Origin of the sequence: Streptomyces sp. WMMB 322 (assembly GCF_900090145.1) — a bacterium.
Lineage (GTDB): Bacteria > Actinomycetota > Actinomycetes > Streptomycetales > Streptomycetaceae > Streptomyces.
Genome location: NZ_FMHI01000001.1, coordinates 347630 through 372496 on the forward strand (window position 1 = coordinate 347630; position 24867 = coordinate 372496).

The following is a 24867-nucleotide window of genomic DNA, read 5'->3' on the forward strand; positions in this document are numbered from 1 at the left end:
GATTTCGGGAGATCGCGGAGAAAGCGCGGAGACGGAGGCTGGGGAGCGTCTCCGGACGGAAGGGGAGAAACGTTTTTCGGGGTGTTCAGGGAAAAGGGTTCATCTCGTGGGCTTGCGACCCGTCACGCCGAGGTGGACCAGCAGCGCCAGATTCGGCTTCAGCTCCGCCTGCTTGACGCCCCAGGTCTGGAAGCCCTTCTGATGGCTCGCCACCGAGGCCAGCATCATCACGAGAGCCCCGGCGGTGGCCGCCGGATTGACCTCCTTGTCGACCCGGCCCTTGGCCTGGAGCTCCTTGATGGACTCCGTCAGCGGCTGGTTGACGGAGTTCAGGACCTTCATGCGGATCTTGTAGAAGCGCTTGTCGCCCTCGGCGGCACCCAGGTCGACGACCCGCAGGATCGCGTCGTTCTTGCGCCAGAACGCGAGGAACCCGTCGACGAACTCCTCGGCCGTGCGCCAGCCGGACTTGCCCGCCCACGAACGGTCGGCCACCAGGTCGCTGAGCGCGGCGCCGTCCTTCGCCATGGACTCGGCCAGTTCGAGGACGGCGCCCTCGACGTCCGGAAAGTACTGGTAGAAGGTCGCCGGGGACGTGCCCGCCCGCCGTGCGACATCAATGACCTTGACATCGCGATACGGCGACGAGCTGAGCATCTCGCCGAGGCAGTCGAGCAGCTTCTGCCGCGTCGCCTGCCCGCGGCGACCCGCCACTCGCCCGTCGACGGTTCGAACTTGTCCTGTCATGCCGTTCAGCTTATCGACGGGGAACGGGCGCGCGATTCGGCCGCATCCAATGGGATGGCATCCGCGGTGATCCGGCGTGGGCCGGGCCGCGCGAGCGGGCAGACGCACATGAGGCAGGACGGGGCGGGAAGCGGGACGAGAGGTGGGGAGGCGGGGTGGGGACGCGAGGTGGGAACGCGAGGCGGGAACGAGGAAGCGCACAGCAGCGCGTCGAAGAGCCGAAGAGCCGAAGAGCCGAGGAGCCGAGGAGCCGAAGAGGAAGCCGAAGGCGGGAGCGGCGTGAAGGCCGCACAGGCGGGCGCATCGGGACAGAACCCCGCGCGTTCGAATCATCGGCCTGCGGAGAGTCACGAACGCGGCTAGCGTGCCGTACGAGCGGGAAGGTCCGTGCACGCGGGGGGCGGGGCAGAAGCACAGGCAGGGGCGAGGCAGGGGAGGCTGACGCACCATGGCCGCAGGGGCAGAGGCATCCGCGGGGTGCGGACGGCGGCACCGCCGGGGAGCGCCGGTGACCTGCGTACCCGCTTCAGCGGGTACGGCGTGAGGGGCGTGCGGCGGCGCCGTGAACACCGGGCCGGTCCCGCACCGGGCCGCGTGCGGACCGGAATGAAGCCTCGCGCCTCACTGTTTGGCCTGCGCGGACCCGAAGGGGTGGCCCCCGGGTTCGCAACCACCGCGTTGGGCAGGAAGAATCAGCCTGTGGACCGTGTGGCCGGTACGGCAGTGAGAAGCTGCACTGGGGCGGGATTCGAGTGGCCCCGACGGGGAGGTGGCAGGTAAGTGGTGCAGCAGCTGACGCAGCACGATCCGCGACGGATCGGCCAGTTCGAGGTGCTCGGCCGACTCGGTGCCGGGGGCATGGGGCTGGTCTATCTCGCGCGTTCGGCGTCGGGCCGTCGTGTGGCGATCAAGACGGTGCGGACCGAGCTCGCCGAGGACCAGCTGTTCCGGGTGCGCTTCACGCGTGAGGTCGAGGCCGCGCGCGCCGTCAGCGGCTTCTACACCGCGGCCGTCGTGGACGCCGACCCGAGGGCCGCCGTGCCGTGGCTCGCGACGGCGTTCGTGCCGGCGCCCTCCCTCGAGGAGATAGTCAACGAGTGCGGGCCGCTGCCGGTGCAGGCCGTCCGCTGGCTCGCGGCCGGAATCGCCGAGGCGCTCCAGTCCATTCACGGTGCCGGGCTCGTCCACCGCGACCTGAAGCCGTCCAACGTCCTCGTGGTCGAGGACGGGCCCCGCGTCATCGACTTCGGCATCGCCTCCGGTGTGTCCAACACCCGCCTGACCATGACGAACGTGGCCGTCGGCACGCCCGCGTACATGTCGCCGGAGCAGGCACGCGACTCCCGCAGCGTCACGGGCGCGAGCGACATCTTCTCCCTCGCCTCCACCCTCGTCTTCGCCGCCACGGGGCACGCGCCCTTCCACGGCGCGAACCCAGTGGAGACGGTCTTCATGCTGCTGCGCGACGGCCCGGACCTGGAGGGGCTGAACGATGAGCTGCGCCCCCTCATCGACCCCTGTATGCGCATGGCGGCCGAGGAACGCCCCAGCCCGGCGGACATCCAGTCCCAGCTCGCCCCGCACCTCTTCTCGGCCGGAGGCGACGACAGCGGCACCGCTTCGGCATGGCTGCCGGCGGGCGCCGTGGCTCTCATCGAGCGCAAGCGCGGGGCACGACCTACGCCGAGGCGGCCCTCGCACCGTCAGGACGGCCCGCCGGGGGGCGCACCCGAAGCGGGCGCCGCACCGTCCTCCGCTCCCGCTCCTCCCGCAGTTCCGGACGCGGCGCCTGCGCACGCCGCGGGCGGGGCCCGCCGCGGCGGGCCCCGGCACGCCATTCCGGCCGGCCCGGGAGGCCCGTCCGCCGTGGGTTCGCTCGCGTCGCACCCCGGCCCTTCGGCACGCGGCGGCCGTGCCGACGGCTCCGCCCCCGCCGCTGCACCCCCTTCGCCCGCCGAGGTGCCTTCGCCGGCCGGTGCGGCAGACGGTGCTTCCGTGCGGCTGCCCGGATCGCAGGTGCCCATCGGGCCGGGGCCGCGCCGTTCCGAGGAGGCGCGTGCCGAGGCCGCAGGTGCCGCGACGGGATGGGTGCGGCCACCGAACGGCGCACCGGTCTCCGGAGCGGGAGCGCCGGCGCCCGCCCACGGCGCGGGCGGTGAGGCGTCTCCGTCTCCTCTGGCCGGACCGACCGGAGCGGTACCGCCGCCCGGCGCCGTCGGCGAGGCCCCCGCGGGCCCGTCGCAGCCTCAGCGCTGGCGCCCGTGGCGGTTCCGCATGTCGAACGACGTGTGGGGCACCCCGGTCGTCGCCGACGATCTCGTCTACGTCACCTCCTTCGAGGTGCACGCGCTCGATGTCACCAGCGGCCGCCGGCAGTTCAGGACGCGCGAAGTGGCCTGGTCCATGGCCGTCTCCGACGGGCGTGTGCACGCCTCCGACGGACCCAGCCTCTACGCGCTGGACGCACGCGACGGCTCCGAGCTGTGGCGGCTGGCCACCGACGGCTGGGTGTTCTCGCTCCAGGTCGACCTCGGCACCGTCGTCACGGGTACGCGCGGCGGCGGCGTACAGGTGTGGGATGCGGCCGGCGGCGAGAAGCTGTGGGAACTCGGCGGCGCGCAGACCGACTTCGAGACCCGCGAGGGCGGTCCCTCGGTGCACGACGGCACCGTCTACACGTGGGGCGAGGGCCGTCTGTTCGCGCTGGAGGCCCGCACGGGCGCCGAGCGCTGGTCGTACCCGGTGGGCGAAGCCGCAGCGACGGGCGGCGTTCCGCTGCGGCTGACCGCGGCCGAGGACGGCGTGGTCTACGTGTGCGCGGGTGCGCGCGTCCACGCCCTGGACGGCGTCAGCGGCGCGGAGCGGTGGCGCTTCGAGGCCCCGGCAGCCTTCCTCAGCCCTCCGGCATTCGTGCCGGGCCCGGCCGTCGCGGGCGGCGGCGTGTACCTCGCCGACTACCTCGGCACGGTCTACGCCCTCGACGCCGTCACGGGCCAGGACAGATGGCGGATCGCGACGGAGGCCCGGCACTCGACGGAACCGGTCGTGGTCTCCGACGGGCTCGTGCACCTGGGCAGCGGCGGCGCGCTCTACACCCTGGACGCGGTCAGCGGCACGCCGCGGTGGCGGTTCGCGGCCGGCGGCGACCTGGTGGGCGCGCCGGTCGTGGCGGACGGACGTGTCCATTTCGGTTCGGCGGACCACTGCCTCTACACGGTCGACGCTGTGGGCGGGCAGCTGCGCTGGAAGCTGGCCACGGGCGGCGAGATCACCGGGTCCCCGGTGGCCGACCGCGGTGTCGTCTACGCGTGCAGCAAGGACCGCTGCGTCTACGCGCTCGACGCGGAGAAGGGCACGGGACAGGCCCGTCAGGCCTGAACACATCGGCCGGTCCGGGACGGGTCACGGGCTTCGGAACGGACCACCGGCTTCGGGACGATCACCGGCTGCGGGACGAGGAGGCGCCGTGAGCGGCGGACCGCGGACAAGGCTCTCCGGCATCGTGCTCGGGACTCCCGATCCGCGTGCGCTGGCGGACTTCTACCGGCACCTGATGGGCTGGCGGGTGAAGTGGGACGAGCCGGAGTGATCACCGGACGGGATCAGCCGTCGGACCGCCGGCCGCTGGGATGCCCGGGGGTGGACCGACCGGCCGGGCACGGGCACGGGTCAGCCGTGCGCACCCACCCGGGACGGAGTGACGGTTCGGGCGGGCCGGCGCGGCCGGGAGTCATTCCTGCGTGCCGTCGCGGCGCGGGTCGGGTCTTCGCCGTGGGAGGCCCCGGGCGCCCTCGGAACCGCGCTCGTCCTGCTGGTCCTGCTCGTCCCGCCCGTCGGCCCCGGGGCCCCGAGGCTGCTGCTGCGGACCCTGCGGGGCCTGGTCGGCCGGTTCGTCCGGCGCCCGGCCGGGCCGCTCGGCGGGGGGCTCAGCCTCCTCGGGCGGGCGGATGAAAGGGGGCCGGACGGTGGGCGGACGGTCCGGACGTCCCGCCGCCCACGGGTCCCACTCCTCCGCGGGGGTGGAGTCGTCGTCGAGGTACGGATCGTGGCCCCGCCCGCGGGCCCGCCATTCGTCTGCCCGGTAGGCGCCGTGCGGTCCCGGCTCAGGTTCGAACGGGCCGCCGGGCTGCGGCAGTCCGGAGTAGTCGTGGTTCTCGTACGGGACCGCCGGGGAGACGGCTGCGCTGCTGTCGTCCACGCGGGCACGGCGGCCACGGCTCTTGCGGCGGCGTCCCGTCGGTCGGCGTCCCCGCATCACCAGCGCGGCGAGCAGCATCAGCACGCCTCCGGCGACCGCGTAGCCGACCCCTTCGCCCAGTCCGCCGGCGCCGGCGGTGAGCGTGCCCGCCTCCTGCCCCTGGCGGACCATCCACAGGACGGCGAAGCCGAGCACGACAACTCCGGCAAGGGTCACCAGCAGGCGGGAACGCAGCAGTGCCGCGAGGAGGGCGATCAACGCTGCGACCAGCATGGGGAGGAACAGGCCGGTCCACAGTCCGGCCTGGGTGCCTGTGATGCCGGTGGGTGTGAACAGCTCACCGACCCGGTAGTCGCGGCCGAGCCGGCCGCCGTACCAGGTGAGGAAGGGGCTCCACGCCGCCGCAGCCGCCCCCACGAGCGCGATCAGCATGCCGAGCAGATTCCGGACCATCGGCTACGCCTCGCTTCCGGCGCCGGGTCACTCCTCCCCGCGGGTGCTCGCCCGTCGGGAAGCAGGCGGACGTCGCAGGCGTGCGCCGTCCCGCAGAAAACCGTACGCCCGGCGGAACCCTTCGGCCACCGCACGGCGTCCCCTCACGGGGCACCAGTCCTCAATGGCCATGCCAAGAATCGGGGGTAGCAACCATGTCGCGCCATCTCAGGCTCATCGCGGCCGTGGCAGTCGTACTCGTCGCGTTGAGCGGTTTCAGTCCCGGCCGCAAGGGAGGCGGTTCCCGCAGCGGAGGCAAGTCGGGCGGTTGCAGCAGTTCGAGCTCCAGCAGCCACAACGGCAGCGGGAGCGGTCACGACAGCGTGAGCAAGGACAGGTACGGATCGGGCGGCGGCTCCTACAGCGGTTCGCGGCGCTACAACAGCACGACGGGGACGACGGGGACGACGAGTTCGGGCAGCGGAAGCGCCGCCGACAGGTCACCCGCCTCGGGGACCGTGACGCAGTGCGCGGCACGGAGCGGCAGCGAAGCGAAGGCCGTGGTGCAGGTCCGCAACCCGAAGAGCTACACCAAGACCTACCGGGTGAAGGTCAAGTTCGTCGACACCTCCGGTCTCGGCGTCGACTATGGGGAGGCGCGCGTGAGGGTCGGCAGCAGGGACACCCAGCCCGTGGACGTACGGATGGCGCACCCGAAGCGCATCGGCGACGTCTCCGAATGCCTTGTCGAATCGGTGAGTTGACGGTCCGAGCGCGGTGGGCCGACCGGTCGACAGGCCGGGCGGGCAGGGCGGGCCGGTGCCTGATGCGGGACGAGAACAACATGGAAGGGGCGGGCCGCGTCGGCGGCCCGCCCCTTCCGGTGAAGCTGAGGCAGTCAGGGCGTGTGTTCATCCCTGTTGTCGTTGATGTGGACGCTCTGGGCGCTCGTCACGTCGGACGGCGAAGTTCCCGCGGCCACCGCTGGAGAGACTGCTCCGGCCATGAGTAACGAGCAAATGATCAGCGTTCTCAGAACTTTGGGCATTTCTCTCCCTCGGATTTCGGCGAATCGATCTGACAGCGAAAAGCGGGCAACTTCAGGATTCCCCCTGGGCCGTCGCTCAAGCAGCGGGCCGACGGCAGCGGCGCCCCCTCCGCGCCGCTGACGCCGGCCCGGCATCCCCCCCCCGGTGGAGCGGGACTACTTGCCCGCGCCTTCCTCCACCACCGACTCGGCGCCGATGGGAGTGTGGTCGTCCATCGTCTCGATGCCGCCGGAGAGCCTGCCCTCCGGGCCGATGGGCGTGTGGTCGTCCATCACCTTCACTCCGCCGTCCTTCTCAGGCTCGGTGGAGGTGCCGGCGTCCGTGTCGGCGGTCTGGATCTCTTCCTCGAAGTCCTCAACTGTGGCCTGCGTTGTCTCGCTCATGGCCGAACTCCTGTGCCTTGGTGGCCGATTGTGCTGACGTGCCCGCCCAGCGGCTCCCCCGTGGGCCGCCGGGCGGGCTTTGGGCCGCTCACCATAGCCGGATCGCGGCCTCCCCCCAGATCCGCCTGCCCCCCGACGCGACGGATCGATGGAACAACCATGACGGGCCGCGATAAACGATCGATGAACGTCCGATAAGCGAGCCGGCGCAGGAGGTTTATGCAGCCGGGGCGGGGGTCAGCAGCCCGCGCACCTCTTCCGCGTCGGAGGCTCCCATGTCCTCGAAGACGGCCAGGGCGTCCTTCCAGCACACCCGCCCCCGGTCGTGCTGACCCAGCGCCACCAGCGCACGGCCCAGCACCGTCAGCATCCTGCCGCGCATCCACTCGCCGCCGATCCCCCGCAGGGCGAGGGCCTGTTCCGCGTGTGCGGCTGCCTGTCCGGGCCGGCCGGCCGCCAAGTGGGCCTCCGCCATGCGGAAGTGGGAGACCCCTTCCCACAGCGGCTGCCGAGTCTCACGGAAGAGCGCAACCGCCATGGTCAGCTGCTCGAGGCCCTCCGGAATGCGGTCGGCACGTGTGAGCGCCCGCCCGAGGGCGTACCTGCCGTTGGCCATGCGCATCCTGTGGTCGAGGCTCTCGTAGATCTCCAGCCCCTGCCACGCCAGTTCCACTGCGCGGTCGGTCCGCCCCAGCGCCAGGTTGATGTGCGAGAGATTGCTCAGGGCACTCGCCTCACTGGGGCGGTTGTCGTCGGCACGGAAGGCGTCGATCGCCTGCAGCAGGAACGCCTCTCCGTCCGCGTACCGGCTCTGGCAGTTGGCGATGATGCCGCGGTGGTTCAGGGACCAGCAGCTCGTCAGCGTGTCACCGGCCGTCTCGGCGAGACGTGTCGCGCGCTGAGCTCCCTCGTCGGCCTGGTCGAAACGGCCGGCCACGATGTGCGCATGCGTCAGCATCGCCTGGACACGGGCCTCGGCCAGCACGTCGTCCGCAGCCCGGGCGGCGTCGCGCACCGCTGAAGCGGCACGTTCGTACCGAAGGGAGTGCACGCCGGAATCGGCACAGTCCTTGACGGCGATCAGCAGATCGGCGGCGTGGCGCAGCATGCCGCGGTCCGCCGCCTGCTGCACGCAGGAGAGCACGCAGTCGGCCTCCGAGAAGAGCCAGCCGAGTGCGTCGTCCCGGTCCGCGAAGTACATGCCCTCGCAGTCCGGCCGTATGAGATGGTCCAGCGCCCGCTCACCCGGCCGTTCCAGGGCGAAGACCTTGGAGGCGGTGGCGAGGTAGAAGTCCAGCAGCCGGGCGAAGGCCTCGTCCCTCAGGGCCGGGGGCTGTTCGTCGCGCTCGGCGCAGGCACGGGCGAACAGCCGCACCAGATCGTGGAACCGGTAACGGCCCGGCGCCGCCGATTCCAGCAGGGACGCGTCGACCAGCGACTCCAGCAGGGACTCCGTCGTTGCGACGGTGCGGTCCAACAGCGCCGCGGCGGCCCGGAGGGAGATGTCTGGACCGTCGGCGAGACCCAGCAGGCGGAAGCCGCGGGCCTGTTCGGCGTCGAGCTGCCCGTAGCCCAGTTCGAAGGTGGCCTTGACCGCCTGGTCGCCGATGCGGAGTTCGTCGAGGCGCCGGCGCTCGTCGCCGAGCTTCTCGGCGAGCGTGGCGACCGTCCAGGTGCGGCGCGAGGCGAGCCTGGACGCGGCGATACGGATGGCCAGCGGCAGGAATCCGCAGGCACCGACCACCGCCATCGACGCCTGGCGCTCCGCGGTGACACGCTCCTTGCCGACGATGCGGGTGAAGAGCATCAGCGCCTCGTCGGGGCTCATCACGTCGAGGTCGATGAGGTGCGCGCCGGCCAGATCGACCATGCGCACACGGCTGGTGACCAGTGCCGCGCAGCCCGCCGCCCCGGCCAGCAGCGGACGGACCTGCGCCGCGTCGCGCGCGTTGTCCAGGAACGTCAGCACCCGGCGGCCCGAGAGAAGCGACCGGAACAGCCCGGCCCGCTCGTCGACGCCCTCCGGAATCTGCTTGTCCTGCACACCGAGCGCCCGCAGGAACGCCCCCAGAACCGCCTCGGGTTCGCTCGCCGAGGGGCCCGATCCCTGGAGGTCGACGTAGAGCTGGCCGTCCGGGAAGTACTCCGCAGCGGCGTGCGCGACGTGAACGGCGAGAGTCGTCTTGCCGACGCCGCCGATCCCTGCGACGGCCGAGACCGCCATCACCGTGCCCTCCGCCTGGGCGAGTTGCTCCTTGAGCTCCGCGACGAACGCCTCGCGGCCGGTGAAGTCCGGAACCGTGGCGGGCAGTTGAGCGGGCTGGGCCGGTTTCGGCGTGGCCGGGCCCGCGGGCTCGTCCGGAGTGAGGACGAGGCCCTCGTCGCCCTCCAGGATCCGCTGGTGGAGATCGATGAGCTCGGCGCAGGGGTCCACGCCCAGTTCGTCCGCGAGCATGCGTCGTGTGTCGGCGAAGACAGCCAGCGCCTCGGCCTGCCTGCCGCTGCGGTAGAGCGCCAGCATCAGCAGCTCCCGCAGCCGCTCGCGCAAGGGGTGCGCTGCCGTCAGTGCCGTCAGTTCACTGACCGCCTCGGTGTGACAGCCCAGTTGGAGACCCAGGTCGATGCTGTGTTCCTGAAGGGAGAGGTGCCACTCCGTGAGACGGCTGCGCTGCCGCTCCGCGAAGGGCCCCGGCACGTGCGCCAGCGCCTCCCCGCTCCACTGGGCGAGCGCTGCGGCGTAACTCTGCCGCGCGCCGTGACGGTCGCCGCTCCCTGCCGCCTTCTCCGCTTCCGCGGCGTGCGCGTGGGCCGCGTCGACGTCGAGGACGACCTCCGAGGGGGCACGCCCCGGGCGGATCGCGTACCCCCCGGACTCGCTGACCATCAGCTCCGCGTCGCCGCCGAGCGCCTTGCGGATGCGCGACGCGTACGTGCGCAGCGCGGCCTTCGCCTGGTCGGGGGGCTCCTCGCCCCAGATGGCGTCGATCAGCTCCTCCGCCGTCGCGGTGTGACCGCCCCGCAGCAGGAGGGCGGCCAGCAGGGCCCGCTGCTGCGGTGAGCCCATGGGGATTTCGTGGTCACCGCGGTGGGCACGGACCGGTCCGAGCACGGTGAAGCACAACCGGTGCTCCTGCCGCTCGTCCACGCGGCCGATCTTCCCCTCGGCGCCCATGATTTGGCCCCCTGCGCTCCTTTGTCCCACTCCGCAGAGGTCAGTCTGCCTTGCTTGTCAGCTATACGTCATCAGGGCCCCAGGTCCTCCACGGGTCCTTCGAACTTCCCACGGAACAGGGGCGATTGGTGTGGTACCGGGCGGGACGCGACCGTGTCCGGCGGCGCCGGTCCGGACGGTGCCGGCACCGTCCGGACCGGCGCCGCCGAAGCCGATGTCAGCGCGGCCCGTGAAGCAGGACCGGCAGCGTGCGGTAGCCGTGAGCGATGAAGGATTCCACCTGTTCCAGCTCCTGCGGCGGCACCGCCAGGCGCAGTGCCGGGAATCGTTCGAAGAGCGCGGGAAGCGCGGTGCGGGCTTCCATGCGCGCGAGGGGAGCGCCCAGACAGAAGTGCACGCCGTGCCCGAACGACAGGTGCTCCACATCGGGGCGCCGGACGTCGAACTCCCCTGCCGTGGCGCCATGTCTGCCGGGGTCACGGCCGGCGGCAGCGTAGGTGGCGAGAATGGCATCGCCCTGACGGATCGTCGCGCCCCCTGGCAGCTCGATGTCCTCGACCGCGTAACGCAGCGGCAGCGACGCGATGCTGGGCGCCCAGCGCAGCGTCTCCTCGATGACGTCGTTCCACGACACCTCGTCGTTCAGGACGAGTTCGAGCTGCGCGGGGTGGGTGAGCAGGGCGTGCACCGCGTTGCCGATGAGGTTGACCGTGGTCTCGTGTCCGGCGCCTACGACGAGCAGGAGAGTGTCGAGCAGTTCCACCTCGGAGAGCTTCGAGCCGGTCTCGTCGTCGCGGGCGGAGACCAGCACGCTGGTCAGGTCCTCCCCGGGCTGCTCCCGCTTGAGCGCCACGAGCGCACCGAAGGTGCTCTGCACCTCCTGCGCCGTGCGCGCCGCCTCCTCGGGCGATGCGGAGGTGTCCATGATCTGCTCGACGAGGCGGGCCACACCTGGGCGCTGTTCCTCGGGTATCCCGAAGAGTTCGCAGATCACACCCATCGGCAGCGGATGTGCGTATGCGGCACGCAGGTCGACCGGCTCGCCCTCCGGTAACGCGGCCATCGCGTCGAGCAGTTCGCCGGTGATCCGCTCGACTCGGGGGAGCATCGCCTCCGTGCGGCGGCCCGTGAAGGCCGGGGCGACGAGCTTGCGGAGGCGGCGGTGTTCGGCCCCGTAAGAGCTGAACATGTTGGTCACACCGACCCAGGAACGTATCCAGGAGTCGTGGAACTCGCCGCGTTGCCACGCGGGCCAGTGCTGACGGGGGTCCTTGGAGACACGGTCGTCGGTCAGCAGCCGCTTGAGCAGGTCGAAGCTGCTGACGGACCAGGCGGGGATCCCCGCGGGGAGCTCCACGAGGACGGCGGGGCCGGATGCGCGGAGCCTGTCGGCCTCCCCGTGGATGTCACGTCCGGCCGGGTCGATGGGGACCGGACCGGCGTGGCCGGTATCTACGGGTCCTGCGTCTGCCGGTCCTGCGTCCACGGGAACTTGGTCTGCGGGACCTGGGCCGGAGACGCGGGCCGGGGAGCTTCCGGGGCCGTGGGTGGTCGACTCTCCCCGCTGCTGCCCGGGCCCACGCTCCCCGTCGTGTGCCTGCGGTCCCTGCTGTCCCTGCTGTCCCATGGAGTGGCTCCTGCCTGGTCGGGGCTGATCGGAGTGAATCGGGCGGGCAGTCGTACGAGCGCGCGGTGGAACGGCCCCGGCCGGTAGGCGAGTTCGTCGTGCGGGACGGTCAGCTCGATGTCGGAGAGCCAGGCCGTGAGCCGTTCGATGGCGGTGGTCGCGATGAGCAGTGCGTGGCGGGGAACGGGGCAGGAGTGCGGGCCTGCCGACCAGGCCAGGTGGGCCCCGCCGCCGGAACCGCTCACTCCGCTGCCGCTGCTGCCGGTTGCGGCGGCGGTGCGGCCGTGTGCGGCGCCTGCGGCCGCGTAGGAAACCATGACGAGCTGGCCGCTACGGACCCAAGTGCCGTGGAAGTACACGTCCCGTCTCGGGAAGTGTGACGAGTAGTTGGAGATCGGGGGCTCGTTCAGCAGTACGTCCTGGATCGCGTCGCGCGGGGTCAGGGCGCCGCCGGAGAGCGTGCTGTAGTAGCGCTCGTCGGTGAGCATCCTGGACAGGGCGTTGCCGATCAGATTGGTCGTGGGCTCGTGGCCCGCGCCCATCGTGAGGACGATCTGGTGGGTGACCTCCTCGTCGTCGAGTTCCGCGGGATGATCCAGGAACCACGACGTCAGGTCTCGGCCCCGGGCATTCTTCTTGGCGGCGATCAGCTCACCGATGTAGCCCTGGAACTCGGCGTTCGCCGCCGCGGCCTCCTCCGGATCGCCCTCCATCATTCCCGCGAGCGAGGAGATGAGCCGGCCGCTGTAGGAATCCGGCAGCCCGAAGAGCCGGTTGAAGAGTTTCAGCGGCAGCACCCGGGCGAACTGGCCCATCAGGTCGGCACGGCCCTCCGCGCCGAAGCCGGCGATGAGCGAGTCGGCGATGCTCACCACCATGGTCCGCAGGTCGTGCGGCGGGATCCGGTCGAAACCGTCGGTGATCACCTGCCGGTAACGGGCGTGCTCGTCCCCGTCGTTGAACATGACGTTCGGGCGCCAGCCGAGCATGGGGAGGATCGGCGAATCCTCCGGCAGCGCCTGCTGCCACAGCCGCGAGTCCTTCGACCAGGTCACGGGATCGTGCAGCAGATCGAGCGCCGCCCGGTAGCCGGTGACCAGCAGCGCAGGCACCCCGGGCGAGATCTCGACGGGCGCGAGCGGGCCGAACCGACGCAGCCGGTCGTACACCGCCTGCGGATCGGCGGCGAACTCCGGCCCGTACAGCCGTACGACGTCGTTGTCCGGCTCGTTGTCCGGCTCGCTGTCCGGCGGCTCGGCCCGGACGGATGTGCCGGGGCCGGAGCCGGAGCCGGGGCCGGGGCGGGGGCGGGAGCCGGGGCCGGGTTCGGTTTGTTCGGCTGCGGCACGGTCGGTGGGCCCCGGCTCGGTGGTGCCCGTTCCGGTGGTGCCCGTTCCGGTGGTGCCCGTTCCGGTGGTGCCCGGCTCGGGTTGTCGGGAGGTGCCGGGTTCGGTCGTCTCTCGTGCCGGTGGTTCCGGGGCATCCGGTTCGCGGGCGGAGGTCACGCGGTCTCCTGGGGTGTGTAGGCGAGCACGTGGCCCACGAGTCCGATGAGCGCGTCCGTGGCCTGGTCGCGGTCGCGCGCGTCGCACAGCACGAGCGGGGTGTCGGGCAGCAGGTCGAGGTGGTCGCGGAGCGTGGAGGGATGGTGCGAGGGCGAGTCGGGGAAGGCGTTGACCGCGACCGCGTACCGCAGTCCCGCATCCTCGATCATGTCCATGACCTCGAAGGAGTCGGACAGCCGGCGGGTGTCGGCCAGCACGAGTGCTCCCAGCGCTCCGCGCGAGATGTCCTGCCACAGCGGCGAGAAGCGACGCTGCCCGGGAGTGCCGAACATGTAGAGAACGAGGTCGCCGGGCAGCGTCAGACGGCCGAAGTCGATCGCGACGGTCGTCGTGGACTTCTCGCGGATACCGGAGAGATCGTCGACCAGCGCACTGCCGCTGGTCAGCACCTCCTCGGTGTGCAGCGTCTCCGTCTCGGACAGGGAACGTATGAACGTGGTCTTGCCGACCCCGAACGGGCCGGCCACCAGCAGTTTCACCAGGGTCTGGGGCCGTTCGGCGTCGAGGTAGATGCCCCTCTCCGGCGGCGGAACCGCTCCGTTGCGCCCCGCCTCCCCGTTGCGGCCGTCGTCGTTGCGGCCGCCGGCCGGACGTACCTCACCTTCGTCCGCGGGGTCGTGGCCGGGACCGCCGCCGGGGTCGTCACCCTTGCCGTCACCGGGGTTGTCATCGCGAGGACTTGAGAGTGCGGAGTCCATCCAGAACCTTCTCCAGAATCTGCCGCTCGGGCAGTTCGGCTTCGGGTACGGGGGCGCGGGCCGCCAGCCGGCCCGCATCGACGAGGTCGGCCACCATGACCTTCACGACGCTGACCGGCAGCCGCAGATGCGCCGCCGTTTCGGCCAGGGACAGCGGACCGGGCTGAAGCAGCTCCAGCAGACGCCGCTGCTCGGGGCGCAGCCCGCTGCCCAGCGGGTCGCCCGGGGCGTGCAGCACCGTGAGCCGGTCGAGCGTGTTGCGGCTGGGCCGCGCGCGTCCGGTCGTGGCCAGATACGCGGGCACGAGCCGTCGGTGGTCACGCGGCGGCGGATTCATGCCGGGCTGTCGCTCCGTGTCGGACGGCTCATGGCCTTGGAGCCGAGGGTGGCCACCTGGACCTGCATCTGGTGCGTGACGACCCCCATGTTGACCTCCGGCCCGGCGAAGACGGCAAGACAGGTGTTCTCCCCGGCGGGTATCGCGAAGACCCAGCCGAGATCGGACTCGATCACGGTCTGCCGCAGCTTGACGTCGTACCGGCCGGCGAAGGCCGCGGTCGTGGTGCGGGCGGCGCCCTGCAGCGCGGAGATCATCGCCGCGGCGCCCTCGGCGGAGTCACGCCCCAGTTCGGGTGAGCGGCCCTCGACGAGGCCGTCGCCCGAGATCACGGCCGCGTGGATCACATGGGGCAGTTCGAGGAGCGGAGCGAGCACCCAGGAGGTGTCCTCGCGGACGGAACGGTGCGCGGGAGTGGTCATGTCGGCTGGTCCCCTTCGGATGCACCGGAGCCCGGGTCGCCGGCGTCGCCGGCTCCGTCGGTCTCGTTCGTGTCGGCCGAGCTGTCTGTGTTGCCTGCGGTGGCTTTGGTGGCTGCGGTGCCTGCCGTGGCCGATCTGTCCGAGGCGTCCGCTGTGTCCGCTGTGCCGGGCGCATAGGTACCTGCGGCTGCCCGTCCCGACGCGGTGCCCTTCTGGAAAGCGGACCAGCGCTCGGCGCTCTCTTCGGGTGTCGAGGGCGGAGCGGGGCCCGTGCCCGTCCGCGAACCCGGCGACAGCTCACTCACGCCGGACTCTTCCGCTCCCGTCCCGCCTGCGCTCTTGACGCTTGCTCCTGTACCTCCTGTTGCCCCTGCATCTGCTGCTTCCGTGCCGCCGCCGTCCGTCCCGCCGCCGTACGCGGCGTTCCTCTCCTCCTCGGCGTAGGCGGGGCGCCGCCTGCGTCGGCGCGGCAGTTCTGCCCCCGTCGTCGTGGCCGTTGCCGGTGCCGCCGTCGGTGCCGTCGTCGAGGGGGTACGGGCGTCCGTTGCGGGCCGCCCCGGCAGCACGGGCAGGCTGTGCGGCTGCGAGGGGGCCATCACCGACATCGGGTGCTCTGCCTCGTCGAGCAGGGTGAGCAGGGGGTCGCCGGGGATGTGCACGATGGCACGCACGCCTCCGTACGGCGACGCCTCCACGTGGGCGCTGAACCCGTACTGACGGACCAGCCGCCCGACGGCGGCGAAGCCGTTGCGCGGAGGGTCGCCGAGCTCGGTGACGAGAAGCGCCTCATCGCCCGACATCAGCCGTTTGGCGCGGGCGAGTTCCTCGGTGTGCATGCCGACTCCCGCGTCGTCGATGATCACGGACGCTCCGCGGTTGCCCTGCTGGAGCGTGACGGTGACGGGCAGTTCGGGATGGGAGTGGTGGAGGGCGTTCGCCATCAGCTCCGTGAGGGTCACGGCGACCGGCTCGACCGCGCGGGCGATCACGCCGACGGGGTCGCGCAGCAGGTTGGTGACCTGCACGCGCTCGTACCCGCTGAGCCGGGACGAGGCACCGACGACGATGTCCGCGAGGTGCGAGTTCTCCCGCGTCAGGCCCGGCCAGGCCCCGCACACCACGGCGGTCGACTGGATGCGGCGCAGCGCCTGTTCGTTGAGGAAGTCGGCGGCGAGCAGGTCTTCGGCGACGAGCGGGTCCTCGTACTTCTCCTGCATCCGCTGGAGGAGGGTCTGGAGCTGGTAGAGCAGCGCCTGGATGGTCGTGGTGGCGCCCCGCATGGCCGCCTGGGCGGCGGCGTCGACGCGGATGCGTTCCTTGGCGACCTCTTCGCGGACCTGGACCAGCACGGCGTCGATGGAACGGTCCAGTTCCGGGCTGAGCGTCGCGGTCCCGAGCGGGCCGGGGACCGGGACGTGGGAGTGGGCGAGGGAGGTGGCCAGGTCGGGGATGCGGGATTCGACGAGATGTCTGAGTTCCGCCTCGGCGGCCCTGAGTCTCGCCCCGAGATCGGCCGCGTGCCGTGACGCGCGCTCGAGTTGCGCCCCCGCCGCCTCGACCTGCAGCTGCGATCTGCTCAGCTCCTGCCGCGAGCGGACGAGGAGGAGAGCCAGAACGACGGCGACCGTACCCAGTGCGAGGAATACGATCAGCACCACCGGAGTGTCGGTCATCGGCGTCCTTGGTCAACTGGATTTCTGTGATCGGTGGTTCGGACGAGCGCGGGGGAGCGAACCGTGCCCATGGGAACCGGCCCATCGGTACTCGCCCGGCGGTCCCCACATGCTGCCGCAGACCAATCGCGTGCACACCCGTAACGGGAACATCCGTACACATCGGCTGAGCGCATTCCGCCTCCTGACGGGGGCGTTCGGGCACGGCGTGCCGCGGTCCCCGTTCGTGAGTGAGCAGGTTCTGCTTGTGACGACCCTCGCGGCGGCCCCGAGACCGGCCCCGAGACCGGCCTCCGGGACCGGCTTTCGGGACCGGGGTCCTGCGACGCCGGGCGCCGGCCCTGTAACAGCCGTCGGGCGGCAGCGCGCCGGGCCGGCGCGGTACGTGGAGACGTCGCGCCGGCCGGCTCCTGCTTCGGCTGTCGCCTCGCGTCCGTGCCTCAGGCGTCGTCGCGTCCGAGCCGTACCGGGTTGGTCATCGCGGCCATGGCGCCGGGCAGTCCGGCGGGCGAACCGACGGGCGGACGGCGACGTATCTCGGCGCGAACGTACGCGGCCAGCGAGGCCGTCGTGCGCCACTCCAGAGGTCCCGCGGCCACCGGCCCCGCGAACATCTCGCCCTGGTCGGTGAGGAACCTCGCCGTCGCGCCCTCGGGAGCGCCCGAGACGTCCAGCCGCACGGTCACCTCCGCGTCGCGCTCCACCCTCAACCGCTCGCCCATGCCTGCGTGTTCGCCGTGCGGGCCGGAGGCGGAGAACTTCACGGAGACGTCCGAGGACTCCGCGATGTAGCTGCGGCCCTTGCGCATGCCCTCCAGCAGGGCCTGCCGGGAGAGATCCTCCGCGAGGACGACCGTCTGCGGCAGCCCCACCTTCTGCGGCTCGGCATGCGCGTCACTGTTGCCGATGGCGGGGAGCGGCCCCCGGCCGGGCGGCGGAGCCATCAGCATGTTGTCCCAGGCGGCGACCGCGAGTTCGTCGTCGGCCGTCCACGGTCCGTTCCACACCTCCACGGCGTCCGCGTCCTCGTAGCCGAACTTCCACTGGCAGCCAACGAAGGGGCAGTCGGGATGGGCCGGGACGACCAGGCCGCCGGCGCGGCGGATGCGGCGGGCGAACCGGGAGAAGTGACCGTCCCTCGCCCGGTAGCGCCAGTCGACGAACGTGCCCGGGTCCGTGCCGAGGGCCAGGACATGGCCGTTGCGCGTGGTGACCTCCTCGCCGCACAGAATCAGGAAGTCCTCGCCCCACAGCCCCGCCCAGGCGCCGTGCCCCGACGTGGTGTTGTGCTCGGTGGTGGCGATGAAGTCGAGCCCCGCCTGACGTGCGGCCCCGGCGGCCTCCTGCGGGGTGCGCTTGCCGTCCGAGTGCACCGTGTGGAGATGGCAGTCGCCCCGGTACCAGGCGCGGCCGCGGCCCCGTGCGCGCTCCGGCGGGTGGACCGGCCGCGGCGTGGTGCCCGGGCTCCCGTACCGGAGGGTGACGGTCACCTCGTAGTCCAGCCCCTGCGGGGCGACGGTGTACGGGCCGAGGACGACATGCCACGTGCCTTCGCGCACCGGGCCGGCCAGATAGCCCGGTGTCGCCTTCTCGGCGCTGATCGAGAACCGGTCGCGTGCACCGCCCGACCAGCCGCGGAACCCCCGGCCGCCGAGCGCCGTGCCGCGCTCGTCGAAGATGCCGATGTCCAGGGCGTTGCCCTTCGTGCCCTCGGGCACGGACGGCTTGTCGTAGGTGTAGGCCACCTCGATCTCGCGGACGCCTGAGGGGACCTCGACCGGCAGGTACACGAAATCGGGTGCGCCCGTGGGCAGGTGGCCCTTCAAGGTCCTGGACCGCTCGGAGCCGTCGTCGGCGGCGGCGAAGCTCACTCCGCCGAGAGTGAGGACGCCCGTGGCTCCCGCCACCGCCGACAGCCGCAGCACGTCACGTCTTTCCACGCCTGACATATGTGCCTCCCCCTGGCGCGCGGATCGCTGCCGCACGCCCCGCACCCGTAGTCCCGCGGCGCCTGTGTGACGCCACGAGTCACTGTTGTACGCGCGGGAGACGGGCGGGGAAACCCCTGTGGAAAACTCCGCCGCGGGCACGCGCCGGACGTGACCGACCCGGCCTGCGACGGTGGTCGGGAGCGGCGCTCGGGAGACCGGGCGCGAACGTTCAGCAGTCGCTGTTCACCTCCTGGCCGGGCGCGCCGACCACGGCTTCTCGCAGGCTTCGCGACGTGGGTGCCGAGCGGTCGCCGTTCAGCCAGGCAGACGAGCAGGCGTGCAGGAGCCGTTCGGCCAGGCGGACGAGCAGGCGTGCAGGAGCCGTTCAGGCAGGCAGGTAGACGAGCAGGCGGTGCTCGTCGGTCTCCGGGAGGCCGAGTGCTTCGTAGGCCCAGGTCCGCGTGACGCCGTCGGGCTGGGTCCAGCGCTCCGCCCCGGTCCAGGCAGGCACACGCGTCGCACGCTCGTAACGGGGAACGAAGTCGCCTCTGGCCCGCAGGGCGAATTCGGTGGCGAGCAGGCGGGCCTGCGGGTCGCCGAGCTCGGTGGCAGCGCGCAGCCGGACCGCCCATTCGTCGGCGACGGAGTCCCAGTCGGGGAACGTGTCGCGCGCACGTGGGTCGGTGAACACGAATCGAGGCACATTGCGGACGTCGGACGGGCAGAGGTCGGGGAAGCGCGGAGTGCGGGCGAGAATCCCGCCCGCACGGTCCAGGATCACCGCCGGTGTGCGGGCGAGCTGATCCATGAGCGTGACGAGAGCCGGTCTTGGCGGCGGTGGCGTGCTCGTCGAGCAGGCGGTGCCGTCGCCGTCGAGGGCTTTCGCGAGCCGCAGCAGGTGTACGCGCTCGTCGTCGGTGAGTTGCAGCGCCCCGGCGAGGGCGCCGAGCACCTGTGGAGAGGGTCGGCGGTCGGCGCCGCGTTCGAGCCGCGTGAGGTATTCGACGCTGACACCCGCCAGCATGGCGAGCTCACCCCTGCGCAGGCCGGGCGTTCGGCGGCCGCGGTCGGCGGGCAGGCCGACGGTTGAGGGCTGGACCGCTTCGCGCCGTGCCCGCAGGAAGGCGCCCAGTGCGTTGTTCCGGGCAAGCCCGATCACGTGGTCGGCCGGGGCTGTATCGGTCACGGTCCCGAGTGTAGGAGGACGTCCGGCAACCCTGGCCCGCCGGCGGCCTGCTGCGCGGATGCGCGTGGCCGCCTGGCGCTCCGCCGCACCGCCGCACCGCCGGGCCGCCCGAGTGCGACCGGCCCCGGTACGAGGGCGACCTGCGCCTGGCGCGTGGCACCAGGCTGCTCAGGCCCGTGACGGCCGAGGGGGATCACGGGCCGTCTCACCGGCCCTCTCACAGCCTCTCGCTGATCGTCTCAGGGTGCCTTTCAGTGGCCGCTCAGGCGTCGTCCCAGGGGGACCCCAGCAGGGTCTCCCTCGAGGCGTGACGCTCATGCAACGTGAGCACATGAGCGTTTTCAGTGACAACGAGTTGGAGTATCTGGCTGCGCAGCAGCTGGGGCGGTTCGCGAGCGTCGATGTGCGTTCCCGCCCGCAGGTCCGGCCCCTCGGGTTCTTCTACGACCCCGAGACCGACGGGATCGTGATCGGCGGTGCCGAAGGCACCGGCATGCGGCACAGTGCGAAGTTCCGCAACGCCGCCGCGCGTCCGGATGTCGCACTGGTGGTCGACGACGTCGTCACCACCGACGGCTGGGCGCCCCGCGGGGTGGAGATCCGCGGCCGCGTCGAGGTGCACGAAGAGGGCGGTGCCGCGTTGGGCCGGCGTTTGCGTGCCTCGTTTCCGTTCGATCCCGCCTGGATGCTGCTGCGACCACGCCGGGTCATCTCGTGGGGCATCGACTGCTCGTCCTTCGATCTGCGCGCGCGGGACGTGGCATGAGATACCGGCTTTTCGGACGGACGGGTCTGCGCGTAGCGGAGCTGTTTCTCGGCGCCATGACTCTGCGCCACGCAGGGGAGGCCCGCCGCATCGTGGACGCCTACGCCGACGCGGGCGGCAACGTGATCGACACCGCATCGGCATACGGGGATAGCGAGAGCCTGCTCGGCGAGGTGCTCAGGGACCGCGACCGCTTCGTGCTGGCCACCAAGTTCACGCTCAGCCGCGACCCCGACGATCCCAACGCCTCGGGCAGCCACCGCAAGAACCTCGTCACGTCGCTCGAACGCAGCCTGCGACGGCTGCGCACGGACTACGTCGACATCATGTGGGTGCACACCTGGGATCGGCACACACCCGTCGAGGAAACCCTGCGCGCGCTCGACGACCTCGTCCGCGCGGGCAAGATCCGCTACCTCGGCGTCTCCGACACACCCGCGTGGGTCGTCGGCCGCGCCGACGTGCTCGCCGAGTGGCGTGGCTGGACGGCGTTCGGTGGAATCCAGGTGCCCTACAGCCTGGTCAACCGCGACATCGAACGTGACCTCCTTCCCATGGCCGAGGAACTCGGCCTGGCGGTGGCCGCCTGGGGCGTGCTCGAGCACGGTGCCCTGACCGGGTCCGACCGCGTCGGCACCCTGTCGCCCCGGCAGGAGCGGGTGGCCGCCGCTCTGCGCGAGGTCGCGGGCGAAGTCGGCGCGAGTCCGGCTCAGGTCGCCATCGCCTGGGCCCGCAGCCGTTCGTCCCACGTGCACCCGCTGATCGGCTTCCGCAGTGCCGACCGCGTTGCGGAAAGCATCGCCGCGCTCGACCTTCTCCTGCCCGACGAAGCCCTTCAGACGCTCGAGACCGTGGCTCCCTTCGAACCGGGCCCCTTCGCCGACTTCGTGACCGAGTCGGCGAGCGATCCGTTCGTCTTCGGGAACGCGACAGTGACCGGACGCCGGTGAGGGCCCTGTGCCGCGGCACCGATCGTTGCGGCTGCCGGATCAGGGTCGGCGCCTCCGGCGATCCGGCGCTCGTGCCCCTCCCGCCGCTGCCTCCGGCGTTCCCGCCCGTCCTGTCGCTGCCGAAGAGCATGTCGCGTCTCTCCACGCATGGCATGTGTGCCCCCCACTTGCACGCGGGCGTGGTCCCCTGTGACGCCCACGAGTCACTGTTGTACGCGCGGGAGACGGGCGGGGGAACCCCTGTGGAAAACTCCGGATGCACCCGCGGCGACGGGCGGACACGGCCCGGTCGCGACCGTCAGGAGCGGCGCCGGGCCGCGATCACGAGGACGAGTGCGACCACCCCGACCACGACGATGAGCAGCGGCACCAGCAGCCACAGCCACCAGCGGCTGCTGCTCTTCTTCTTGCGTTCCGACCCGGGGTTGCCGTGACCGCCGGAGCTGGTCGTGGTGGTCGTCGCCCCGCCGAGGCTCGACGTGCCCTTCGAGGAGCCGCCCGAACTGGTCTTGCTGACGCCGCCGCTGGTGCTGACGGTGCCGCCCGTGCCGCCGGAGCTGCTCGTACTGCTGCTCCCACCGGTGCTGCCGAGGCTTCCGCCCGTGCTGCTCGTACCGCTGCTGGTCCTGCTGCCGCCCGTGGTGCTGCTCGTCCTCGAACCGGAGGAGCCGCTGGTCGTGCCGCCCCTGCTGCTTCCGCCGGATATCCGGCCGGGCGCCGCCCGCGTTTCGGCCTCGTCGCCGCCGGCCCCGTCGGGAGCCCCCGCCGACGTCCCGCCGGAGGCCGCCGCCGAGATCCGGTCCGGAGTCCCGCCGGCCGGCCCGCTGTGTGCCGCGTGCGCCGTGACCGGGCCCCCGCCCAGTACGGCGAGGACCAGCGCGGCGGTGGTCGTGACAAAGCGAACTCGCATAAATTCCCCCGTAGTTGGCGAAACGGCCGCCCTGGCGAGCGGCCGTGTGTCACGCAGCACCGTAGACGATGTGACATTGGCCGCAGCGTCCGCTTCCGGAGACCCGACGGGGCCGCTCGTATGCTCGGTTCATGACTTCGAACGCGCAGGCAGCCCCCACCGCCAACGCCATGCGGCGAGCTCTCCGGCGCGCCCGCGACGGCGTGACCCTCGACGCCGCCGAAGCCGCCGTCCTGCTCCAGGCACGCGGAGACGACCTCACCGAACTCGCCCGCTCCGCGGCCCGCGTACGGGACGCCGGACTGGAAGCCGCCGGCCGTCCCGGGGTGATCACCTACTCGCGCGGAGTCTTCATACCGCTCACCCGGCTCTGCCGGGACAAGTGCCACTACTGCACGTTCGTCACCGTCCCGGGCAAGCTGCGCCGCGACGGTCACGGCATGTTCCTCTCGCCGGACGAGGTACTCGAGATCGCCCGCCGAGGCGCCGAAACGGGCTGCAAGGAAGCCCTCTTCACGCTCGGCGACAAGCCCGAGGACCGCTGGCCGGAAGCACGTGAGTGGCTGGAGGCGCACGGCTACGACGACACGCTTTCGTACGTACGGGCCATGGCCATCCGCGTCCTGGAGGAGACCGGCCTGCTGCCGCACCTCAACCCCGGGGTGCTCTCGTGGTCCGACTTCCAGCGGCTCAAGCCCGTCTCGCCGTCCATGGGCATGATGCTGGAGACCACCGCCGAGCGGCTGTGGAGCGAGCCCGGCGGCCCGCACCACGGCTCCCCGGACAAGGAGCCGGCGGTGCGGCTTCGCGTCCTGGAGGACGCCGGGCGCTCCAACGTCCCCTTCACCACAGGGCTGTTGATCGGCATCGGTGAGACCTACGAGGAGCGCGCCGAGTCCCTGTTCTCACTGCGCCGCATCCAGCGCGCGTACCACGGCATCCAGGAACTCATCATGCAGAACTTCCGCGCCAAGCCGGACACGGCCATGCGCGGAATGCCCGACGCCGAACTCGAGGAACTGGCCGCGACGATCGCCGTCGCACGGCACATCATGGGGCCCTCGGCGCGGATCCAGGCGCCGCCGAACCTCGTCGACGGGGAGTACGCGATGCTCATCGACGCCGGTATCGACGACTGGGGAGGGGTCTCTCCGCTCACCCGCGACCACGTCAACCCCGAGCGTCCCTGGCCGCAGATCGACGACCTGGCGGAGCGCACCGCCGCGTCCGGCTTCGTGCTGCGTGAACGGCTCCCGGTCTACCCGGAGTTCATCAAGCGCGGCGAACCGTGGCTCGACCCGCGGCTGCTGCCGCACGTGAACGCACTCGTCGAACCGGAGACGGGCCTGGCCCGCGAGGACGCGCCCGTCGAGGGCCGGCCCTGGCAGGAACCCGACGAGGGCTACCTCGCGCCGTCGGGCCGCACCGACCTGCACCGCACCATCGACACCGACGGGCGGACCGCCGACAGGCGCGACGACTTCGACGAGGTCTACGGCGACTGGGAGTCGCTGCGCGAGGCCGCACGGCCGGGCATGGCGCCCGAGCGGATCGACACCGACGTCCGTGCGGCCCTGTCCACGGCGGCCGACGACCCGACCCGGCTCACCGACGACGAGGCCCTCGCGCTGATGCACGCAGACGGGCCGGCCCTGGACGCGCTGTGCGGCATCGCCGACGAGGTGCGTCACGACGTCGTCGGCGATGACGTGACGTACATCGTCACGCGCAACATCAACTTCACCAACGTCTGCTACACGGGCTGCCGTTTCTGCGCCTTCGCCCAGCGCCGCACCGACGCCGACGCCTACACGCTCTCCCTCGACCAGGTCGCCGACCGCGCCCAACAGGCCTGGGACGTGGGCGCGGTGGAAGTGTGCATGCAGGGCGGCATCCACCCGGACCTGCCGGGCACCGCGTACTTCGACATCGCCCGCGCGGTGAAGGAGCGCGTGCCGGAGATGCATGTGCACGCCTTCTCACCCATGGAGGTCGTCAACGGCGCCAGCCGCACCGGTCTTCCGATCCGCGAGTGGCTGCTGCGGGCACGCGAGGCGGGCCTCGGTTCCGTTCCCGGCACCGCGGCCGAGATCCTCGACGACGAGGTGCGCTGGATCCTCACCAAGGGCAAGCTGCCGGCCGACACGTGGGCCGAAGTCATCGAAACGGCACACGAGTTGGGCATCCGCTCGTCCTCGACGATGATGTACGGGCACGTGGACCGGCCCCGTCACTGGGTAGGCCATCTGCGCAGGCTCGCGGCGATCCAGCAGTCCGCGCTCGCCAAGGGGGCCGAGGGGTTCACCGAGTTCGTCACGCTGCCCTTCATCCACACCAACGCGCCGGTCTATCTGGCGGGCATCGCCCGGCCGGGCCCCACGGCACGCGACAACCGTGCCGTGACCGCGATGGCGAGGCTTCTGCTGCACCCGTACATCCCGAACATCCAGACGAGCTGGGTCAAGCTCGGCACCGAGGGCGCGGCGGAGATGCTCCGCTCCGGCGCCAACGACCTGGGCGGCACGCTGATGGAGGAGACGATCTCCCGGATGGCCGGCTCCTCCTACGGCTCGTACCGCTCGATCCAGGACCTCGTCGCGATCGCCGAGGCCGCCGGCCGTCCGGCGCGTGCCCGCACGACGCTGTACGGTCAGGTGCCGGAGGAGCGCACGGCGGTCGCCCACCGGTCCGACGGGCACCTTCCGGAACTCCTCCCGGTGTTGGAAAACTGAACCGGCGTTCTAGAGTGCTGAGCTGCCGAGGGGCTGACCTCCCCGGCAGCCTTTACCCGTCAGCCGTACCGGTTGGAGAGAGACGTGGC

Annotated in this window: 19 protein-coding genes; 6 read left to right on the top strand and 13 right to left on the bottom strand. The window is 71.7% G+C overall.

The annotated features are described in order from the left end of the window. Window positions 1-99: 99 nt before the first annotated feature. Window positions 100-747, bottom strand: a complete 648-nt coding sequence (locus tag H180DRAFT_RS01575; RefSeq protein ID WP_055484114.1) for a TetR family transcriptional regulator — start codon at window positions 745-747, stop codon at window positions 100-102. Between the two features lie 780 nt (window positions 748-1527). On the opposite strand from H180DRAFT_RS01575, the gene H180DRAFT_RS01580 reads away from it, so the two are divergent. Beyond that, complete coding sequence (locus tag H180DRAFT_RS01580) at window positions 1528-4125, top strand: protein serine/threonine kinase AfsK (protein WP_074466546.1); 2598 nt, start codon at window positions 1528-1530, stop codon at window positions 4123-4125. Between the two features lie 88 nt (window positions 4126-4213). Next, the gene (locus tag H180DRAFT_RS30720) at window positions 4214-4336 is read left to right on the top strand and encodes a VOC family protein (protein ID WP_302622420.1); all 123 of its coding nucleotides are present in this window, start codon (window positions 4214-4216) and stop codon (window positions 4334-4336) included. A gap of 141 nt (window positions 4337-4477) precedes the next feature. Here the strand turns inward: H180DRAFT_RS30720 and H180DRAFT_RS01585 are convergent, their stop codons facing one another. After that, on the bottom strand, window positions 4478-5398 hold the full coding sequence (locus tag H180DRAFT_RS01585) for a hypothetical protein (protein WP_055484115.1): 921 nt from the start codon (window positions 5396-5398) through the stop codon (window positions 4478-4480). Window positions 5399-5592: 194 nt separating this feature from the next. On the opposite strand from H180DRAFT_RS01585, the gene H180DRAFT_RS01590 reads away from it, so the two are divergent. Further along, window positions 5593-6141, top strand: coding sequence for a hypothetical protein (locus H180DRAFT_RS01590; RefSeq protein WP_055484116.1), 549 nt, complete (start codon window positions 5593-5595; stop codon window positions 6139-6141). Window positions 6142-6581: 440 nt separating this feature from the next. On the opposite strand, the gene H180DRAFT_RS01595 is transcribed toward H180DRAFT_RS01590, so the two are convergent. The 10 genes from H180DRAFT_RS01595 to H180DRAFT_RS01640 form a co-directional block, all read right to left on the bottom strand. After that, entirely contained in the window at window positions 6582-6809 is a 228-nt protein-coding gene (locus tag H180DRAFT_RS01595; RefSeq protein WP_055484117.1) for a hypothetical protein, read from the bottom strand. 217 nt (window positions 6810-7026) lie between these two features. Next, the gene (locus tag H180DRAFT_RS01600) at window positions 7027-9981 is read right to left on the bottom strand and encodes an SARP-family global regulator AfsR (protein WP_055484118.1); all 2955 of its coding nucleotides are present in this window, start codon (window positions 9979-9981) and stop codon (window positions 7027-7029) included. Between the two features lie 217 nt (window positions 9982-10198). Then, complete coding sequence (locus H180DRAFT_RS01605; protein WP_055484119.1) at window positions 10199-11467, bottom strand: cytochrome P450 family protein; 1269 nt, start codon at window positions 11465-11467, stop codon at window positions 10199-10201. Further along, window positions 11434-13113: a cytochrome P450 gene (locus H180DRAFT_RS01610; protein WP_074466547.1), complete on the bottom strand. Its 1680-nt coding sequence runs from the start codon at window positions 13111-13113 to the stop codon at window positions 11434-11436. The genes H180DRAFT_RS01605 and H180DRAFT_RS01610 overlap by 34 nt, the downstream gene beginning before the upstream one ends. Then, complete coding sequence (locus H180DRAFT_RS01615) at window positions 13110-13685, bottom strand: GTP-binding protein (RefSeq protein WP_055484464.1); 576 nt, start codon at window positions 13683-13685, stop codon at window positions 13110-13112. The genes H180DRAFT_RS01610 and H180DRAFT_RS01615 overlap by 4 nt, the downstream gene beginning before the upstream one ends. A gap of 154 nt (window positions 13686-13839) precedes the next feature. Continuing rightward, complete coding sequence (locus H180DRAFT_RS01620; protein WP_055484120.1) at window positions 13840-14208, bottom strand: DUF742 domain-containing protein; 369 nt, start codon at window positions 14206-14208, stop codon at window positions 13840-13842. Next, window positions 14205-14630 (bottom strand): roadblock/LC7 domain-containing protein, encoded by a 426-nt coding sequence (locus tag H180DRAFT_RS01625; RefSeq protein ID WP_055484121.1) that lies wholly within the window; start codon window positions 14628-14630, stop codon window positions 14205-14207. Before H180DRAFT_RS01625 ends, H180DRAFT_RS01620 begins: the two co-directional genes overlap by 4 nt. Then, window positions 14627-16303 (bottom strand): ATP-binding protein, encoded by a 1677-nt coding sequence (locus H180DRAFT_RS01630; RefSeq protein WP_074466548.1) that lies wholly within the window; start codon window positions 16301-16303, stop codon window positions 14627-14629. The genes H180DRAFT_RS01625 and H180DRAFT_RS01630 overlap by 4 nt, the downstream gene beginning before the upstream one ends. Window positions 16304-16743: 440 nt before the next feature. Then, window positions 16744-18243, bottom strand: coding sequence for a CehA/McbA family metallohydrolase (locus H180DRAFT_RS01635; RefSeq protein ID WP_055484465.1), 1500 nt, complete (start codon window positions 18241-18243; stop codon window positions 16744-16746). Window positions 18244-18619: 376 nt separating this feature from the next. After that, the gene (locus tag H180DRAFT_RS01640; RefSeq protein ID WP_199822461.1) at window positions 18620-19420 is read right to left on the bottom strand and encodes a helix-turn-helix transcriptional regulator; all 801 of its coding nucleotides are present in this window, start codon (window positions 19418-19420) and stop codon (window positions 18620-18622) included. A gap of 331 nt (window positions 19421-19751) precedes the next feature. On the opposite strand from H180DRAFT_RS01640, the gene H180DRAFT_RS29655 reads away from it, so the two are divergent. Further along, window positions 19752-20186 (top strand): PPOX class F420-dependent oxidoreductase, encoded by a 435-nt coding sequence (locus H180DRAFT_RS29655; RefSeq protein WP_074466603.1) that lies wholly within the window; start codon window positions 19752-19754, stop codon window positions 20184-20186. Then, complete coding sequence (locus H180DRAFT_RS01650) at window positions 20183-21136, top strand: aldo/keto reductase (protein WP_055484123.1); 954 nt, start codon at window positions 20183-20185, stop codon at window positions 21134-21136. The genes H180DRAFT_RS29655 and H180DRAFT_RS01650 overlap by 4 nt, the downstream gene beginning before the upstream one ends. A gap of 298 nt (window positions 21137-21434) precedes the next feature. Here the strand turns inward: H180DRAFT_RS01650 and H180DRAFT_RS01655 are convergent, their stop codons facing one another. Next, window positions 21435-22046, bottom strand: a complete 612-nt coding sequence (locus H180DRAFT_RS01655) for a hypothetical protein (RefSeq protein ID WP_055484124.1) — start codon at window positions 22044-22046, stop codon at window positions 21435-21437. Window positions 22047-22177: 131 nt separating this feature from the next. Here H180DRAFT_RS01655 and H180DRAFT_RS01660 point away from each other — a divergent pair, with 131 nt between their 5' ends. Then, window positions 22178-24778, top strand: coding sequence for a bifunctional FO biosynthesis protein CofGH (locus H180DRAFT_RS01660; RefSeq protein WP_055484125.1), 2601 nt, complete (start codon window positions 22178-22180; stop codon window positions 24776-24778). The last annotated feature ends 89 nt before the right edge of the window (window positions 24779-24867 follow it).

Bases quoted from the DNA above. Each gene is read 5' to 3' on its own strand.
- H180DRAFT_RS01620 (WP_055484120.1), bottom strand. From the start codon at position 14,208: ATGAATCCGCCGCCGCGTGACCACCGACGGCTCGTGCCCGCGTATCTG.
- H180DRAFT_RS01590 (WP_055484116.1), top strand. From the start codon at position 5,593: ATGTCGCGCCATCTCAGGCTCATCGCGGCCGTGGCAGTCGTACTCGTC.
- H180DRAFT_RS01575 (WP_055484114.1), bottom strand. From the start codon at position 747: ATGACAGGACAAGTTCGAACCGTCGACGGGCGAGTGGCGGGTCGCCGC.
- H180DRAFT_RS01650 (WP_055484123.1), top strand. From the start codon at position 20,183: ATGAGATACCGGCTTTTCGGACGGACGGGTCTGCGCGTAGCGGAGCTG.
- H180DRAFT_RS01625 (WP_055484121.1), bottom strand. From the start codon at position 14,630: ATGACCACTCCCGCGCACCGTTCCGTCCGCGAGGACACCTCCTGGGTG.
- H180DRAFT_RS29655 (WP_074466603.1), top strand. From the start codon at position 19,752: ATGAGCGTTTTCAGTGACAACGAGTTGGAGTATCTGGCTGCGCAGCAG.
- H180DRAFT_RS01585 (WP_055484115.1), bottom strand. From the start codon at position 5,398: ATGGTCCGGAATCTGCTCGGCATGCTGATCGCGCTCGTGGGGGCGGCT.
- H180DRAFT_RS01600 (WP_055484118.1), bottom strand. From the start codon at position 9,981: ATGGGCGCCGAGGGGAAGATCGGCCGCGTGGACGAGCGGCAGGAGCAC.
- H180DRAFT_RS01630 (WP_074466548.1), bottom strand. From the start codon at position 16,303: ATGACCGACACTCCGGTGGTGCTGATCGTATTCCTCGCACTGGGTACG.
- H180DRAFT_RS01595 (WP_055484117.1), bottom strand. From the start codon at position 6,809: ATGAGCGAGACAACGCAGGCCACAGTTGAGGACTTCGAGGAAGAGATC.
- H180DRAFT_RS01660 (WP_055484125.1), top strand. From the start codon at position 22,178: ATGACTTCGAACGCGCAGGCAGCCCCCACCGCCAACGCCATGCGGCGA.
- H180DRAFT_RS01655 (WP_055484124.1), bottom strand. From the start codon at position 22,046: ATGCGAGTTCGCTTTGTCACGACCACCGCCGCGCTGGTCCTCGCCGTA.